Below are 16791 nucleotides of genomic sequence, written 5' to 3' on the forward strand. Positions count from 1 at the left end.
CCGGCCTCCGTGCCGTTCTGAACACCGGGGAAACACGCCCTGAACAAACAAGACATACGTCGTCAAGCGGTGTGAAAAATTCACACGTGATCGAGGTCGCGTGAGACGCGGGCCACATTTTGTACCACCCGGGCGGGCATTGGGGTACACCCGTAACAACGGGACATCCGCAGAACCAGCCGCCATCCGCACTCCGCACAGTCTCTCGGCGGGAGTGCCACGGACGCCGCGCGGCCCATCGAGAAGGCGACGACGACGTGCGACTCACGATTATCGGGTCCTCGGGGAGCTTCCCCGGGCCGGACAGCCCGGCTTCCTCCTACATGCTCGAAGCGGACGGCTACCGCCTCCTGCTCGACATGGGCAACGGCGCGCTCGGAACTCTCCAGCGGCACGTCGACATCTACTCGGTCGACGCCGTCTACCTGAGCCACCTGCACGCCGACCACTGCTTCGACCTGTGCTCGTACTGGGTGGCCAGGGCGTACCACCCGGGCGGCGCCAAGCCCCGCATCCCGGTCTACGGGCCCGGCGGCGTGGCCCGGCGGATGGCCGAGGCCTACGGTCTGGAACCCGACCCGGGTATGACCGAGGTGTTCGAGTTCCACGAACTCTCCCCCGGGCCGTTCCGGATCGGCCCCTTCCAGGCCCGTGTCGACCACGTCAACCACCCGGTGGAGGCCTTCGGCATCCGCCTGGAGCACGGCGGCGCGTCCATGGCCTACTCCGGTGACACCGGGGTGTGCGACTCCCTGGTGGACCTGGCCGCCGACACCGACCTGTTCCTGTGCGAGGCCGCCTTCCAGGACCACCTCGACCACCCCAAGGACATGCACCTGACGGGCAGCGAGGCGGGGGAGCACGCCAGCCGGGCCCGCGCCCGCAGCCTGCTGCTGACCCACCTGGTGCCGTGGAACGACGACGACGTCACCCTCACCGAGGCGCGCTCCACCTACGACGGGCCCATCGGCCTGGCCCGCAGCGGCCAGGTGCACGAAGTCGGCGGCTGACCGGGGACCGGGCCGGGGCGGACCGCGGGGTTGCGCACTCCAGCACCGCGGGGCACTCCACGGATATACGCTCTTGTCCATGGCCCGACCTGACGGACGCGTTCCGACCCAACTCCGCCCTGTGACCATCACCCGCAACTGGCTCCGCCACGCGGAAGGCTCCGTACTCGTCGAGTTCGGCGACACCCGCGTGCTGTGCGCCGCCAGCGTCGAGGACGGCGTCCCGCGCTGGCGCCGAGGCACCGGCGAGGGGTGGGTCACCGCCGAGTACGCGATGCTGCCCCGCTCCACCGACACCCGGGGCTCCCGGGAGTCGGTCCGCGGCAAGATCGGCGGCCGCACCCACGAGATCTCCCGCCTGGTCGGCCGCTCCCTGCGCGCCGTCGTGGACTTCAAGGCGATGGGCGAGCACACCATCACGCTGGACTGCGACGTGCTCCAGGCCGACGGAGGCACGCGCACCGCCGCGATCACCGGCGCGTACGTGGCGCTGGCCGACGCGATGAAGTGGCTGCGCAAGCGCCGCAAGCTCAAGAACAACCCGCTGACGGGCTCCCTGGCCGCGGTCAGCGTCGGCGTGGTGCAGGGCCAGCCCCGGCTGGACCTGAACTACCTGGAGGACTCGGTCGCCGACACCGACATGAACGTCGTCATCACCGGTGACGGCAAGTTCATCGAGGTGCAGGGCACCGCCGAGGGCGCCCCCTTCGACCGGGACCTGCTCAACCAGCTGCTCGACCTCGCGGTCTCCGGCTGCGGGGAACTGACCGCGATCCAGAAGAAGGCGCTGTCGGAGTGACCGCCACCCCACGGGCCGGTGCCCGTATCGGCGGTGCGCCCCGGGGAGGGGGAACCGTGAAGATCGTCCTGGCCACGCGCAACGCGAAGAAGGTCCCGGAGATGCGGGCCATCCTGGCCGACGCCGGGGTGGAGGCGCAGGTGCTCTCCCTCGACGCCTTCCCCGACGCGCCCGAGGTGCCCGAGACGGAGCCGTCCTTCCTGGGCAACGCGCTGCTCAAGGCCCGGGCCATCGCCGCGCACACCGGGCTGCCCGCCGTCGCCGACGACTCCGGCATCGCCGTGGACGAACTGCGCGGGATGCCCGGAGTGCTGTCCGCGCGCTGGGCGGGCCGCTTCGGCGCGGGCGACCAGGACCGGGCCAACCTGGACCTGGTCCTGGACCAGATGGCCGACACCCCGGCCGAGCGCAGGGGCGCCGCGTTCGTGTGCGCGGCGGTGCTGGTGATGCCGGACGGGACCGAGGCCGTCGCCGAGGGCGTGCTGCGCGGCCGCCTGGTGCGCGAGCGCCGCGGGGAGAACGGCTTCGGGTACGACCCGGTGTTCGTCCCCGAGGGGGAGAGCCGCACCACGGCGGAGCTGTCCCCGGAGGAGAAGAACGCGATCAGCCACCGGGGGATCGCCTTCCGCAAGCTCGCCCGGGAGCTGGCGGACATCCTCTGAGGCCCCGGACGTGTTCCGGGGACCACGTCGGTCCCCGTCCCCGGAGCGGTCTCGCCCCGGGGACGGAAAATCCCGTCCTCCCGTGTTTGGCCCCGCGGCTCCCGGGAAGGGTCTGTGTCAGACGACAAGCAAGCCGACGAACGACCAGGCCCCGGACTGGAGTCCCCTCCGAGTCCAGGCGGATTTGACGCCGCCGCTGAGGTTGCCTAAACTCGATCGGGTCGCTGCGGGACGGCGAGACACCCCACGGGGTCGACTCGGAACCGGACCGCTGTCCTGACCTTCTCTCCAAGCTTCGATGGTTCGAGCACGTGCTCGGGGCGTGTAGGCTCGGGGAGTTGCCTCGAAAGAGGAACTGGTCTTCTTGATCCGGTGCAATTTCGCAAAAACCGCCGATTTGGCGGGGTGCGGAACACCTGATAAAGTAAAGACACAACAAAGCGGAAACGCACAACGCCTTCGGCGGAAAAGCTCACAGCAGCTTGTAAGCGAAGAGCGGTTGTTTCTTGAGAACTCAACAGCGCGTGTTTGATTTTCTTTAAGCCATGTTTGTTTTGGCCCCGTCACACAGAACCATCACGGTTCGTGTGCGGAGGTTCCTTTGATTAGCCGGGGTAACCCGGTTGGTCAGGATTACTTCTAGGTTTACCCGCCCAGACCTTCACGGTCGGGTCGGGTTGAGTGACCTTTATGGAGAGTTTGATCCTGGCTCAGGACGAACGCTGGCGGCGTGCTTAACACATGCAAGTCGAGCGGTAAGGCCCTTCGGGGTACACGAGCGGCGAACGGGTGAGTAACACGTGAGCAACCTGCCCCTGACTCTGGGATAAGCGGTGGAAACGCCGTCTAATACCGGATACGACCCGCCACCTCATGGTGGAGGGTGGAAAGTTTTTCGGTCAGGGATGGGCTCGCGGCCTATCAGCTTGTTGGTGGGGTAACGGCCTACCAAGGCGATTACGGGTAGCCGGCCTGAGAGGGCGACCGGCCACACTGGGACTGAGACACGGCCCAGACTCCTGCGGGAGGCAGCAGTGGGGAATATTGCGCAATGGGCGAAAGCCTGACGCAGCGACGCCGCGTGGGGGATGACGGCCTTCGGGTTGTAAACCTCTTTTACCACCAACGCAGGCTTCCAGTTCTCTGGAGGTTGACGGTAGGTGGGGAATAAGGACCGGCTAACTACGTGCCAGCAGCCGCGGTAATACGTAGGGTCCGAGCGTTGTCCGGAATTATTGGGCGTAAAGAGCTCGTAGGCGGCGTGTCGCGTCTGCTGTGAAAGACCGGGGCTTAACTCCGGTTCTGCAGTGGATACGGGCATGCTAGAGGTAGGTAGGGGAGACTGGAATTCCTGGTGTAGCGGTGAAATGCGCAGATATCAGGAGGAACACCGGTGGCGAAGGCGGGTCTCTGGGCCTTACCTGACGCTGAGGAGCGAAAGCATGGGGAGCGAACAGGATTAGATACCCTGGTAGTCCATGCCGTAAACGTTGGGCGCTAGGTGTGGGGACTTTCCACGGTTTCCGCGCCGTAGCTAACGCATTAAGCGCCCCGCCTGGGGAGTACGGCCGCAAGGCTAAAACTCAAAGGAATTGACGGGGGCCCGCACAAGCGGCGGAGCATGTTGCTTAATTCGACGCAACGCGAAGAACCTTACCAAGGTTTGACATCACCCGTGGACTCGCAGAGATGTGAGGTCATTTAGTTGGCGGGTGACAGGTGGTGCATGGCTGTCGTCAGCTCGTGTCGTGAGATGTTGGGTTAAGTCCCGCAACGAGCGCAACCCTTGTTCCATGTTGCCAGCACGTAATGGTGGGGACTCATGGGAGACTGCCGGGGTCAACTCGGAGGAAGGTGGGGATGACGTCAAGTCATCATGCCCCTTATGTCTTGGGCTGCAAACATGCTACAATGGCCGGTACAATGGGCGTGCGATACCGTAAGGTGGAGCGAATCCCTAAAAGCCGGTCTCAGTTCGGATTGGGGTCTGCAACTCGACCCCATGAAGGTGGAGTCGCTAGTAATCGCGGATCAGCAACGCCGCGGTGAATACGTTCCCGGGCCTTGTACACACCGCCCGTCACGTCATGAAAGTCGGCAACACCCGAAACTTGCGGCCTAACCCCTTGTGGGAGGGAGTGAGTGAAGGTGGGGCTGGCGATTGGGACGAAGTCGTAACAAGGTAGCCGTACCGGAAGGTGCGGCTGGATCACCTCCTTTCTAAGGAGTCTTTACAGGTCGGCATTACTTCTACAGCCGGCCGGACTCGAAAGTGGACCTGGTGCTGCGTGCAGTATCCAGGATGGCTCAAAGACAAATCGGACTTGACCTCGGGCGACTAGAAGCGTCCGGGGGCGCGCTGTTGGGTGTCTGAGGAAACAACCTCTGCTCCAGTACGGAGTGGGTGTTGGTTCCCGCGGACCGCCTCTGAGAACTCTCGGGTCCTTGCCGTTGCGGCTGGGGATGTGAGTGGTGTCGGGGTGTGCGGTTGGTGTTTTGATTTGTGAATAGTGTGCGCGAGCATCTTATTATCTGTAGTGGCCAAGTGATAGTGGCACACGGTGGATGCCTTGGCACCAGGCGCCGATGAAGGACGTGGGAGGCCGCGATAGGCCACGGGGAGCTGTCAACCGAGCTGTGATCCGTGGGTGTCCGAATGGGGAAACCTAGCCCGAGTTGTGTCGGGTTGCCGCCACCTGAATGTATAGGGTGGTTGGTGGTGACGCGGGGAAGTGAAACATCTCAGTACCCGCAGGAAGAGTAAACAACAGTGATTCTCCTAGTAGTGGTGAGCGAACGGGGAAGAGGCTAAACCGCAGGCGTGTGATAGACGGCAGTCGTTGCGTGTGCGGGGTTGTGGGATGCGTCTGTCTGGGTCTGCCGACTCAGAGCGCTGAGTGGTTCTTGTAGCTGAAACCGTTGGGAAGCGGTACCGGAGTGGGTGAGAGTCCCGTAGGTGTAGGAAGAACCTAGGTGTTGGACGTATTCCCGAGTAGCGCGGAGCCCGTGAAAGTCCGTGTGAATCTGGCAGGACCACCTGCTAAGCCAAAATACGTCCTGGTGACCGATAGTGCACTAGTACCGTGAGGGAAAGGTGAAAAGTGCCCCGGTGAGGGGTCGTGAAATAGTACCTGAAACCGTGTGCTGTCAAGCCGTCAGAGCTGAACTTCGTGTTTGGTGATGGCGTGCCTTTTGAAGAATGAGCCTGCGAGTCATGGTGTGTGGCGAGGTTAACCCGGGTGGGGTAGCCGTAGGGAAACCGAGTCTGAATAGGGCGTTGGAGTCGCATGCTGTGGACCCGAAGCGGAGTGATCTACCCATGTCCAGGGTGAAGCGGGGGTAAGACCTCGTGGAGGCCCGAACCCACCAGGGTTGAAAACCTGGGGGATGAGGTGTGGGTAGGGGTGAAAGGCCAATCAAACTCCGTGATAGCTGGTTCTCCCCGAAATGCATTTAGGTGCAGCGTCGCGTGTTTCTTGCTGGAGGTAGAGCTACTGTTTGGCTGATGGGCCCGACAAGGTTACTGACGTCAGACAAACTCCGAATGCCGGTGAAGTGAAGCGCGGCAGTGAGACTGCGGGGGATAAGCTTCGTAGTCGAGAGGGAAACAGCCCAGATCATCAGCTAAGGCCCCTAAGCGTGTGCTAAGTGGGAAAGGTTGTGGAGTTGCTGAGACAACCAGGAGGTTGGCTTAGAAGCAGCCATCCTTTAAAGAGTGCGTAATAGCTCACTGGTCAAGTGGTTCTGCGCCGATAATGTAGCGGGGCTAAAGCACACCGCCGAAGCTGTGAAGCTCAGGACTAGATTCCTGGGTTGGTAGGGGAGCGTCGTGCGTCCGGTGAAGCTGCCGAGTGATCGTGTGGTGGAGGGCGTGCGAGTGAGAATGCAGGCATGAGTAGCGATAGCAACGTGAGAAACGTTGCCGCCGATTGACTAAGGGTTCCTGGGGCAGGTTAATCCGCCCAGGGTGAGTCTGGACCTAAGGCGAGGCCGACAGGCGTAGTCGATGGATAACGGGTTGATATTCCCGTACCCGTGCACGAGCGTCCAGTACTGAATCAGGTGATGCTAACCACGCTGGTTCTTGGTGGTTCCTTCGGGAACTGCCTCTGAGCTGGTCTGGGAACCGAGCTTGTAGTAGGTAAGTGATGGGGTGACGCAGGAGGGTAGCTCTACCCGGCGGTGGTTGTCCGGGGGTAAGCGTGTAGGCCGGTGTGTTGGCAAATCCGCACACCATGAAGGTTGAGACGTGATGCCGAGCCGTTTTTGGTGAAGTGAGTGATCCCATGCTGTCGAGAAAAGCCTCTAGCGAGTTCGTGTGTGGCCAGTACCCTAAACCGACGCAGGTGGTCAGGTAGAGAATACCGAGGCGTTCGGGTGAACCATGGTTAAGGAACTCGGCAAATTGTCCCCGTAACTTTGGGAGAAGGGGAGCCCTGTCTGGTGACGGATCTTGCATCCTGAGCTGGGTGGGGTCGCAGATAGCGGGGGGAAGCGACTGTTTATTAAAAACACAGGTCCGTGCGAAGTCGTAAGACGCTGTATACGGACTGACGCCTGCCCGGTGCTGGAACGTTAAGAGGACTGGTTAGTGGGGGTTCGCCCTTGCGAAGCTGGGAATCTAAGCGCCAGTAAACGGCGGTGGTAACTATAACCATCCTAAGGTAGCGAAATTCCTTGTCGGGTAAGTTCCGACCTGCACGAATGGCGTAACGACTTCCCCACTGTCTCAACCATGGGCCCGGTGAAATTGCACTACGAGTAAAGATGCTCGTTTCGCGCAGCAGGACGGAAAGACCCCGGGACCTTCACTATAGCTTGACATTGGTGTTTGGGATGGTTTGTGTAGGATAGGTGGGAGCCGGTGAAGCTGTCACGCTAGTGGCGGTGGAGGCGTTGGTGAAATACCACTCTGACTGTTTCGGGCATCTAACTTTGGACCGTGATCCGGTTCGGGGACAGTGTCTGGTGGGTAGTTTAACTGGGGCGGTTGCCTCCCAAAGAGTAACGGAGGCGCCCAAAGGTTCCCTCAGCCTGGTTGGTAATCAGGTGTTGAGTGTAAGTGCACAAGGGAGCTTGACTGTGAGACGGACGTGTCGAGCAGGAGCGAAAGCTGGGACTAGTGATCCGGCACCGGCGTGTGGAAGCGGTGTCGCTCAACGGCTAAAAGGTACCCCGGGGATAACAGGCTGATCTTCCCCAAGAGTCCATATCGACGGGATGGTTTGGCACCTCGATGTCGGCTCGTCGCATCCTGGGGCTGGAGTTGGTCCCAAGGGTTGGGCTGTTCGCCCATTAAAGCGGCACGCGAGCTGGGTTTAGAACGTCGTGAGACAGTTCGGTCCCTATCCGCTGTGCGCGTTGGAGACTTGAGAAGGGCTGTCCCTAGTACGAGAGGACCGGGACGGACGAACCTCTGGTGTGCCAGTTGTCCTGCCAAGGGCATGGCTGGTTGGCTACGTTCGGGAGGGATAACCGCTGAAAGCATCTAAGCGGGAAGCTTGCTTTGAGATGAGGTCTCCTGCCTCCTTGAGGGGGTAAGGCTCCCTATAGACGATGGGGTTGATAGGCCGGGTGTGGAAGCCTTGTGAGGGGTGGAGCTGACCGGTACTAATAGGCCGAGGGCTTGTCCGCTGCAGATAATTGGATGTTCGCGCACACTTTTCACGGAGCTTGCTGCTCGCTGTGATTCCTTGCTCCTTTGTGGGGGTGGGTGGAGTCGGGTGGGTGGTGTGTGGTTTCCGTGGTGGTTATTGCTGGAGGGTCACACCCGGTCTCTTTCCGAACCCGGTCGTTAAGTCTCTTTGCGCTGATGGTACTGCCCTGTGGTGGGGTGGGAGAGTAGGTCGCTGCCACGGTTTTTTGTGAGAGGGGGGTCGCCTGTTGGGGCGGCCCCTCTTTTTTTGTGTGGGGGTGGGGTTGTCGGGGAGGCTTCCCCACCCCCTTTTTTTTGTGGGGTTGTTTGTGCGTTTGTGAATGTGGGGGTGGGTGGGGGTGCGGGTCCTTGGGTGGGCCCCCTGTGTTCCAGTGAACCGGGTGCGGGGGTGGGGGCGCCAGGGCCTCTTGCGCGCTGTGGACAACCAGCCGCCCCCTCCGCAGGCGCGGCAGTCCGCTCGCACAGGCCACTGCCCGTTTCTGTTTTCGCTGGTGGGACAATTTCCGCATGACGAAGACAATCCCCTCAGAGCTTCTGGCCGCGGCGGAGGCCGCGAAGGGCTTCATGCCCACGGACGAGGGCACCGCCCTCTTCGAGACCGCCGTCTCCTACGCCCAGGTCGGGCCGATCGTGGAGATCGGCACCTACTGCGGCAAGTCCACGATCTTCCTCGGAGCGGCCGCCCGCGCCACCGGGGTCAAGGTCCTCACGGTCGACCACCACCGGGGCTCGGAGGAGCACCAGGAGGGCTGGGAGTACCACGACGCGTCCCTGGTGGACGAGGCGACCGGCAGGTTCGACACCCTTCCGCACTTCCGGCGCACGATCACCGAAGCGGGCCTGGACGAGGAGGTCATCGCGCTCGTGGGCCGGTCCACCGATGTCGCGGCCGTCTGGGGCACCCCGCTCGGCATGGTCTTCATCGACGGCGGTCACAGCGAGGAGGCCGCCCAGAACGACTACGATGGCTGGAGTCCCCACGTCGCCCCCGGCGGGGCCCTCGTCATCCACGACGTGTTCCCCAACCCCGAGGACGGCGGCCGACCGCCCTACAACATCTACCGGAAGGCCCTCGACTCGGGGGATTTCAAGGAGATGCGCGCGGTGGGCTCCCTGCGGGTGCTCGAACGCACCCCGGGGAAGTGAGCGGGCTAACAGCCTTTCCGATGCACAGCTGCCCAGGGTAAGCCTTGGGTAAGAAGTGACAGTACGCTTACCCGTTCGGACTTGACATGGTTACGGGCGGGTATCGTGGCCTGGAGGGCTGAGCGATGGCGGCGTTATTCCCCGAATTACCGCTTCGGTCCTGACTCGAACTGAACGATCCGGGGCACTCGCGCGTCAAACATCAGGACGGCACGGTGCCGGACGTGATTTGCCATGGGGGCGGGGAACTGAGCGAGAGCACACACGGCGAAAGCGGGGCGGATGGACAGCGTCCCGGGAAGGACACGCCGGACACCAGGAACACCTCTGCCGAAGAGCTGTCCAACAAGCACACTCCCGAGAGTGGAGTACCCAACGTCGAGGGGAACCAATCCACTCATGGCGCTTCTGGAGGAGAAGAAGGCGTAGGAGAACAGCCCGAACCGGAGTTCATCAATCCGGTCACCTTCAAGACCAGCGGTACCTTCCTCCGTGACAAGGTCGCCCAGAACCTCGCGGAACAGGGCTTCGGTTCCGACGACACCGGCGACGAGGACGCGGAGGCCTCCGGCGTTCCCGCCGACGCGCACGGTGCCGATGCCGTCCACACCTCTCCCGCGGCCGGCTCCCCCGCCTCGGCCGGCAGCGCGGGAGCGGAGGAGCCCGACACGCACGAGGACGGGGTCCGGGGGGACGGAGGGTCCTCCCAGGCCGCCTCGCCCTTCGCGGCCGACGACGCGTCCGTCAACCAGGACGGTACGGCCGGCGCCGACGAGCCCCCATCGCCGGTGTCCGACCGGACCGAGCCCATCTCGCTCGACTCCGTCCGCGCCGCCGCCTCCGCGGAGACGGCGGAGACGTCCGACGACTCCTCCGGGAACGCCGGTGCCGAAGAGGGCGGGACAGACCTCTGGAGCCCGCGCGGGCAGGAGCGCACGGGAGCTCCCAAGAGCCCCGTGGCCGGAACCGTGACCGACGTCCAGGACTTCGATGACGAGTCCGCCGAGGCCGCCACGTCCGCTGTGCCCGCCGCACCGGACGCGGTCGCTCCGGACCGTGACGGAGAGCAGAGGATCGACGAGTCCTCCGCGGCCGAGACCGCGTCCCTGTGGCCCGAGCCGCGTCGCCTCTCCTCCTACGTGGCCGATTCGCCCTCCCGGAATCAGGACCGGGGTGCCCGCCCCGGTTCCGCCGCGGCCGCGGCCGGAGCTGCGGGTGCCGCGGGAGCGGCCGCCGCCCACTCCGGGGCACACGGCGACCCCAGCGGTCCGGGTGCCACCACCAGTTCCAGCAACTCCGGTGGACCCAGCGGTCCCACCGGCCCTGGCGGCCCCAAGGGTCCGGCTGGTCCCGGCGGTACCGGGCCCGGCGGGCCCAAGGGCCCGGGTGACCCCAAGGCGCGGGGCAAGAAGAAGGGCGCCGGCCAGAAGGCCAAGAAGCCCCTCTGGTGGAGGATCCTGCGGGTCTTCCTCATCGTCGCCGGCGTGTTCTTCATCATCGGGTGCGGTGTCTTCGCCTTCTTCTACAGCACCGTGGAGGTCCCGGACGCGGCCAAGGCCGACGTCCTGGAGGAGGGTTCGACCTTCTACTTCGCCGACGGCGAGACCGAGTTCGCCTACCGGGGCACCCACCGGGAGATCCTGTCCTACGACGAGATGACCGCGGGCGGCGACCATGTCGTCGAGGCGGTCATCTCCGCGGAGGACCGCGGTTTCTGGACCGAGCCCGGGGTGTCCGTGAGCGGCACCGGCCGCGCGGTCTGGTCCACCGTCACCGGCCAGCAGGTCCAGGGCGGCTCCACCATCACCCAGCAGATGGTCCGCAACTACTACGAGGGCATCTCCCGGGACGTGTCCATCACCCGCAAGGTGCGGGAGATCATCATCGCCCTCAAGGTCGACCGGAGCGAGTCGAAGGAGTGGGTGATGGAGCAGTACCTCAACACCATCTACTTCGGTCGCAACGCCTACGGAGTCCAGGCCGCCTCGCAGGCGTACTACCACAAGGACGTCCAGGACCTGGAGCCCGCCGAGGCCGCGTTCCTGGCCGCCGCCATCCAGCAGCCCACCCCCTTCGGTGAGGCCGACGTGGAGACCACCCCCTCCATGGAGCGGCGCTGGGAGTACGTCGTCAACGGCATGGTCACGACGGAGGCCATCACCCAGGCCGAGGCCGACGCGATGGAGTTCCCGGCGCCCGAGCCGGAGCGGCCCAGCGAGGGCACCGACCTGAGCGGCTACAAGGGCTACATGCTCCAGGAGGCCATGAACGAGCTGGAGCGGCTCGGCTACACCGAGGACCAGATCAACCGCCAGGGCTACAGGATCGTCACCACGTTCGACCAGGACATGATGGACGCCGCCTACGCCGCGGTGGAGGAGATGGTCCCGCTCGAGAACCGGCCCGAGGGCGTCAACGTCGGCCTGACCACCGTCGACCCGGCGACGGGCGAGGTGCTGGCCTTCTACGGCGGCCACGACTACTGGGAGAACCAGTACGACAGCTCCTTCCTCGGTGCCGCGCAGACCGGTTCGGCGTTCAAGCCCTACGTGCTCGCCACCGCACTGGAGCAGGGCTACAGCCTCAACTCCACGGTGGACGGGCGCGGGCCGCGCACCATCGCGGGATCGCGCATCCAGAACGCGGGCAACGCGCCGGGCGGAATCATGACGCTCACGCAAGCCACCCAGCACTCCAACAACCTCGGCTTCATCGAGCTGGCCCAGGAGGTCGGTTTCGAGAACGTCCGCGACACCGTCTACGCCGCGGGCTGGCCCGAGGGGAGCGTCCCCGACAGCCAGCTGGTTCCGGTCATGCCGCTGGGCGCCTCCAGCGCCCGCACGGTCGACCAGGCCAGCGGGTACGCCACCTTCGCCAACGGCGGCGTGCACGTCGAGACGCACGTGGTGCGGGAGATCATCGACTCCGAGGGCGAGAACGTGCGTCCGGAGGTGGAGAGCAACAGGGCCCTGGAGGAGGCGACCGCCGCCGACGTCACCCACGCCCTCCAGCAGGTGGTCAACGCCGGTACCGGTACCGCGGCGCGGCTGGCCAACCACCCCACCGCGGGCAAGACCGGCACCACCGACGGCAGCGTCGCCGCCTGGTTCGTCGGTTACACCCCGCAGCTGTCCACGGCGGTGGGGATCTACAGCGGCAACAACGAGAGCTTCAGTATCCCGGGATACGGCTCCCTGTCGGGCGGTACGCTCCCGGCGTCGCTGTGGAACCGGTACATGAGCACCGCCATGGAGGGTTACGAGCCCGGTTCGTTCCCGAGCCCGGCCTTCAGCGGCACCACCGAGAACTGGGCTCCGGAGGTGTCCACCGAGCAGCCCCAGCAGCCGCAGCAGCCGGAGACGCCGGTGGAGCCGGAGACGCCGGTGGAGCCGGAGGCGCCCACCACGCCGGAGACGCCGGTGGAGCCGGAGGTGCCCACCACGCCCGAGTGGCCGGAGATCCCCGGTCCCGGGACCGAGCCGGGTCCCGGTGACGGCGGCGGCGGAGAGGAAGGCGGCGGCGGTGGCGGCGGCGGTGAGAGCCCGCCGGCCAGGCGCGACGACCTCTGGTGAGGTCCGGGTCCGGTGGTGACCGGAGCCGGTGAGAACGGGTGGAGGGCCCGGCGGTGCGCACCGCCGGGCCCTCCCCGTGTGTCGGGTCCTTGGTGTTCGGCCTCCGCCGCTCCCGTGCCGGTCGGCGGACCGGCGGGTCCCGTCCGCCCGGACCGGCCTCGGTTCGCGGGGGCGGGCGCACACCGGGTGCCGGAGGCGGCGCGGGCGGGACCGGAGCGGAACGGGGCCCGAGAGCACCGCCTAGTCGGAGGGGTCCCCGTCCCAGGTGTGCAGGAAGACCCGCGAGCCCGGTGTGGTCCCGGTGAGCGCGTCCACCGCCAGGATCACGGCGGCCGACGTCCACGTGCTGCGCTCCACCGGCCAGCGCACCTGCTCGGCGAACTGGTAGCCCGTCCAGTACACGCCGTCGTCGGCGTCGCGCAGGTGCTGCACGTCCCGCAGGAGGCGCACGCCCGCGTCCACGTCGCCGACGGCGGCCAGGGCCAGCACCAGCTCCGAGGTCTCCGCCGCGGTCACCCACGGCTGGTCGCTCACGCAGCGCGCGCCCAGCCCGGGCACCACGAAGCGGTCCCAGCGCTCGGCGATGCGCTCCTTGGCGGCGGCGCCGCGCACGGCGCCGCCCAGGACGGGGTAGAACCAGTCCATCGAGAAGCGCCCGCGGTCGGCGAACAGGTCCTCGTGCCCGTTGATGAGCACCGCGAGGCGGTCGGCGGCGGCCGTCCACGCGGGGCGGGAGCGGCCCAGGCGCGCGGCCAGGGCGGTGCCGCAGCGCAGCGCGTGGTGCACGCTCGCGCACACCGTGAGCAGGGCGTGGTCCCCGGGGGCGCCGTTCTCCGAACGGGCCCACAGGATCTCGCCGTGCTCGCCGCGCAGGGCCAGGACGAACTCCAGGCCCTCCTCGACCACCGGCCACATCCGCTCGGCGAACGCGGTGTCGCCGGTGACGAGCAGGTGGTGGAACAGGCCCACCGCCGGGTAGGCGGCGTGGTTGGCCTCGCGCAGCCGCGTCACCGGGACGCCCTGGCGGAACTTGGCGGGCCACCCGCCCCCGGGTGCGCGGCTGTCGGCCAGCCACAGGTAGGCGCGCCGGGCCGCTTCGGCGTGTCCGGGCGCGCTGCGGCCGGTCACGGTCAGGGCCATGGCGCACTCCACGTGGTCCCACACGTCGGTGTGCCCGCCGGGGAACCACGGGATGGCCCCGCTGTCCTCCTGGCAGCGCGCGAGGTAGGAGGCCGAGCGGTGCAGCTGCCCGGCGTCGAGCACACCGGGCAGGCTCAGGGCGTCGTGAGGGGCCGGTCCGGCGGTGGGCGCGGGCGCGGGGGTGACGGACATCAGGCGTCGTGCGGTTTGCGCACGTACACGACCACGCTCTTGCCGATGACCGGGTTGAGCAGGCGCTCGGCGACGCGGGTCACCGCGGGGGCCTTGAGCATGTCCCAGACCAGCATGTCGTGGTAGGCCTTGGCGAGCGGGTGGTCGTCCCGGTCGGTGCCCACCGCGCACTTGATCCACCAGTAGGGCGCGTGCAGGGCGTGCGCGTGGTGGTGCGGGCCGATCTCGAAGCCGGTGGCCTTGAGCTTGGCCTCCAGTTCGGCGCGCGTGTAGATGCGGATGTGCCCGCCCTCGTTGGTGTGGTACTCCTCCGACAGGGCCCAGCACAGGCGCTCGGGCAGGAAGCTGGGTACCGTCACCGCGGCGATGCCGCCGGGCCGCAGTACCCGGAAGAGTTCGGCCATCGCGGCGGTGTCGTGCGGGATGTGCTCGAAGATCTCGGCCGCGACCACCCGGTCGAAGCTGGCGTCGTCGAAGGGCATGTCCAGGGCGTCGCCCTTGACGGTCTCGGCCCTAGCCTCCTCGGGAGCCTCGCCCTCGTGGCGCATCGCGGCGAACATGGTCTCGACCTCGGCGAGGTCGGCGACGTTCTGGTCGAAGGCCACGATGTCGGCGCCGCGTCGGTAGACCTCGAAGGCGTGGCGGCCGCCGCCGCAGCCCAGGTCGAGCACGCGGTCGCCCGGGCCGACGGGGAACAGGTTGAAGTCGACGGTGATCAGTGGAGGCTCCCTGGGGATCTGGCTCGGGGATCTGGGTTCGGGGCTCAGCGGCCGCGGACGCGGGGCGGTGGGCCGCCGCGTGGCCCGACGGGGCGGCGCGCGGCTCGGGCCGGTCAGGCGCCGTTCGCGCGGGCCCGCTCGGGTGCTGGCGCGGCCGCGGGCTCGGCGGGGCCGGGCCGCGTGTCGCCGTCGGCGGGGTGGTTCCCCCGCACGGCGTCGATGGTGGAGGCGTAGCGGCGCGCGGTCAGCTCGGCGACGGCCCTCCAGGTGAAGCGCTCCTGGACCCGGCGCCAGGCGGCGGCGCCCATGCGCTCGCGTTCGGCGTCGTCGTCGAGCAGGGCGGCGAGCGCCTCGGCGAGCGCCTCGGGGTCGCCCGGGGGCACCAGGCGCCCGGCGTCCCCGTCGGTGCCCACGACCTCGGGCAGCGCTCCGGCGTGGCTGGCCACCAGCGGCGTGGCGCAGGCCATGGCCTCCACCGCGGGCAGGGAGAACCCCTCGTAGAAGGACGGGACGACCGCCACCTGCGCGCTGGCGATGAGTTCGGCCAGGGAGGTGTCGTCGATGCCGCTGACGAACTCGACGCGGTCGCGCAGGCTCAGCTCGTCCACCAGCTGGTCGGTGGGGCCGCCGGGCTTGGGTCTGCTGACGACGGTCAGGGTGATGTCGCGTTCGGTGGCGAGTTTGGCCGCGGCCCGCAGCAGGACCGCCACGCCCTTGAGGGGGCTGTCGGCGCTGGCGGTGCACACGATGCGTCCCGGTACGCGCTCCAGTGCGGGGCGCGGGTGGAAGTGGCGGGTGTCCACGCCCAGCGGGGTGACCTCCATGGCGGCGGGGGCGACGCCGAACTCGCGGGCGATGTCGTCGGCGGAGGACTGGGAGGGCACCAGGATCGGGTCGAGTCGGCGGGCGACCCTGGCCTGCATGCCCACGAACCCGTACCAGCGGCGCTTGGTGAGCCTGTGCAGGCCCCGGGCCTCGGCCAGTTCGATCCTGCGGTCCACGCTGATGGGGTGGTGGATGGTGGTGACCAGCGGCAGCCCGGCGGACCTGATGCCGAGCAGTCCCCAGCCCAGTGTCTGGTTGTCGTGGACGACGTCGAAGTCGTCCAGGCGGCGGCGCAGTTCGCGGTTGGCGCGCAGGGAGAAGGTGAGGGGCTCGGGGAACCCGGCGGTCCACATGGTGGCGACCTCCAGGGCGTCGATCCAGTCGCGCCACTCGCGCACGGGCGGGGCCTTGAAGGGGTGGGCGTCGTTGTACAGGTCCAGGGAGGGGACCTTCTCCAGGGTCACGCCCTCGTCCAGGACGGGGTAGGGCTGGCCGGAGAGGACGGTGACCTCGTGGCCCAGGGCGGCCAGTTCGCGCGAGAGGTGGCGGACGTACACGCCCTGTCCGCCGACGTGCTGCTTGCTGCGGTAGGACAGCAGGGCGACGCGCAGGGGGCGCTCGGCAGGGGGCCGTGGGCTCGGTGTGGTGCCCGACTGGGTCAAGAGTCCACCTCTTCGTTGGGTCGCGGGCCCGGTCGCCGTGGGCGCGGATGCCGTCGGCCGGTGACAGGCGTGCGCGTGCCTATGTTACTCGGCAGTTGTGTTCGGACCGGCGTCGGGCCGGTTGGTAAGGGATCCTATGCCGGGCGCCTCGCGGCGGCGTTCCGGCGGGGCGCGTCGCCGCGTTCGGCGCGGCGGGCGCCCGGACGGCCGGGGGAGGGGCGGTGTTCATGTGCGGTACACAAATGAGAACAAATTCTACAAAGCCTGTCAGGCGATCCGAAAACCCCGGTCCTCTTTTCGTATTGCTACTGCTACGTCGGGCGATGAGGTGAGGATCATGGGCTTGGCCGGCCGTCTTCGGGGGAATCCGTTGGATAACGTGTTCTCGTAAAAGCCGCCGCCTCCGGG

8 protein-coding genes and 3 rRNA genes are annotated in these 16791 nt (G+C 66.8%); 8 read left to right on the forward strand and 3 right to left on the reverse strand.

What is annotated here, in order from left to right; translation table 11 throughout:
* The first annotated feature begins 257 nt into the window (after positions 1-257).
* The 8 genes from EV372_RS16130 to EV372_RS16165 all read left to right on the forward strand — a co-directional run bounded on the left by EV372_RS16130 (position 258) and on the right by EV372_RS16165 (position 12845).
* Positions 258-1010 carry an MBL fold metallo-hydrolase gene (locus EV372_RS16130; RefSeq protein WP_013151439.1) on the forward strand — a complete coding sequence of 251 codons (753 nt, stop codon included), beginning with the start codon at positions 258-260 and terminating at the stop codon, positions 1008-1010.
* A gap of 79 nt (positions 1011-1089) precedes the next feature.
* Positions 1090-1809: a ribonuclease PH gene (gene rph / locus EV372_RS16135; protein ID WP_013151440.1), complete on the forward strand. Its 720-nt coding sequence runs from the start codon at positions 1090-1092 to the stop codon at positions 1807-1809.
* Positions 1810-1865: 56 nt separating this feature from the next.
* Positions 1866-2471: an RdgB/HAM1 family non-canonical purine NTP pyrophosphatase gene (gene rdgB / locus EV372_RS16140; protein WP_130396642.1), complete on the forward strand. Its 606-nt coding sequence runs from the start codon at positions 1866-1868 to the stop codon at positions 2469-2471.
* Positions 2472-3158: 687 nt separating this feature from the next.
* A 16S ribosomal RNA gene (locus tag EV372_RS16145) occupies positions 3159-4691 on the forward strand.
* 318 nt (positions 4692-5009) lie between these two features.
* A 23S ribosomal RNA gene (locus EV372_RS16150) occupies positions 5010-8106 on the forward strand.
* Positions 8107-8213: 107 nt separating this feature from the next.
* Positions 8214-8329, forward strand: a 5S ribosomal RNA gene (gene rrf, locus EV372_RS16155).
* The 16S, 23S and 5S rRNA genes sit together here, the layout of an rRNA operon.
* A 305-nt stretch (positions 8330-8634) precedes the next feature.
* Positions 8635-9273 carry a class I SAM-dependent methyltransferase gene (locus EV372_RS16160; protein ID WP_130396643.1) on the forward strand — a complete coding sequence of 213 codons (639 nt, stop codon included), beginning with the start codon at positions 8635-8637 and terminating at the stop codon, positions 9271-9273.
* Positions 9274-9488: 215 nt separating this feature from the next.
* Positions 9489-12845: a transglycosylase domain-containing protein gene (locus tag EV372_RS16165; protein WP_130396644.1), complete on the forward strand. Its 3357-nt coding sequence runs from the start codon at positions 9489-9491 to the stop codon at positions 12843-12845.
* A gap of 240 nt (positions 12846-13085) precedes the next feature.
* Here EV372_RS16165 and EV372_RS16170 read toward each other — a convergent pair whose 3' ends face one another.
* The 3 genes from EV372_RS16170 to EV372_RS16180 form a co-directional block, all read right to left on the reverse strand.
* On the reverse strand, positions 13086-14177 hold the full coding sequence (locus EV372_RS16170; protein WP_130396645.1) for a prenyltransferase: 1092 nt from the start codon (positions 14175-14177) through the stop codon (positions 13086-13088).
* On the reverse strand, positions 14177-14896 hold the full coding sequence (locus tag EV372_RS16175; protein WP_026338750.1) for a class I SAM-dependent methyltransferase: 720 nt from the start codon (positions 14894-14896) through the stop codon (positions 14177-14179). The genes EV372_RS16170 and EV372_RS16175 overlap by 1 nt, the downstream gene beginning before the upstream one ends.
* Before the next feature lie 113 nt (positions 14897-15009).
* Positions 15010-16383: a glycosyltransferase family 4 protein gene (locus tag EV372_RS16180; protein WP_130396646.1), complete on the reverse strand. Its 1374-nt coding sequence runs from the start codon at positions 16381-16383 to the stop codon at positions 15010-15012.
* Between the last annotated feature and the right edge of the window lie 408 nt (positions 16384-16791).

The organism is Nocardiopsis sp. CNZ308, assembly GCF_004217075.1.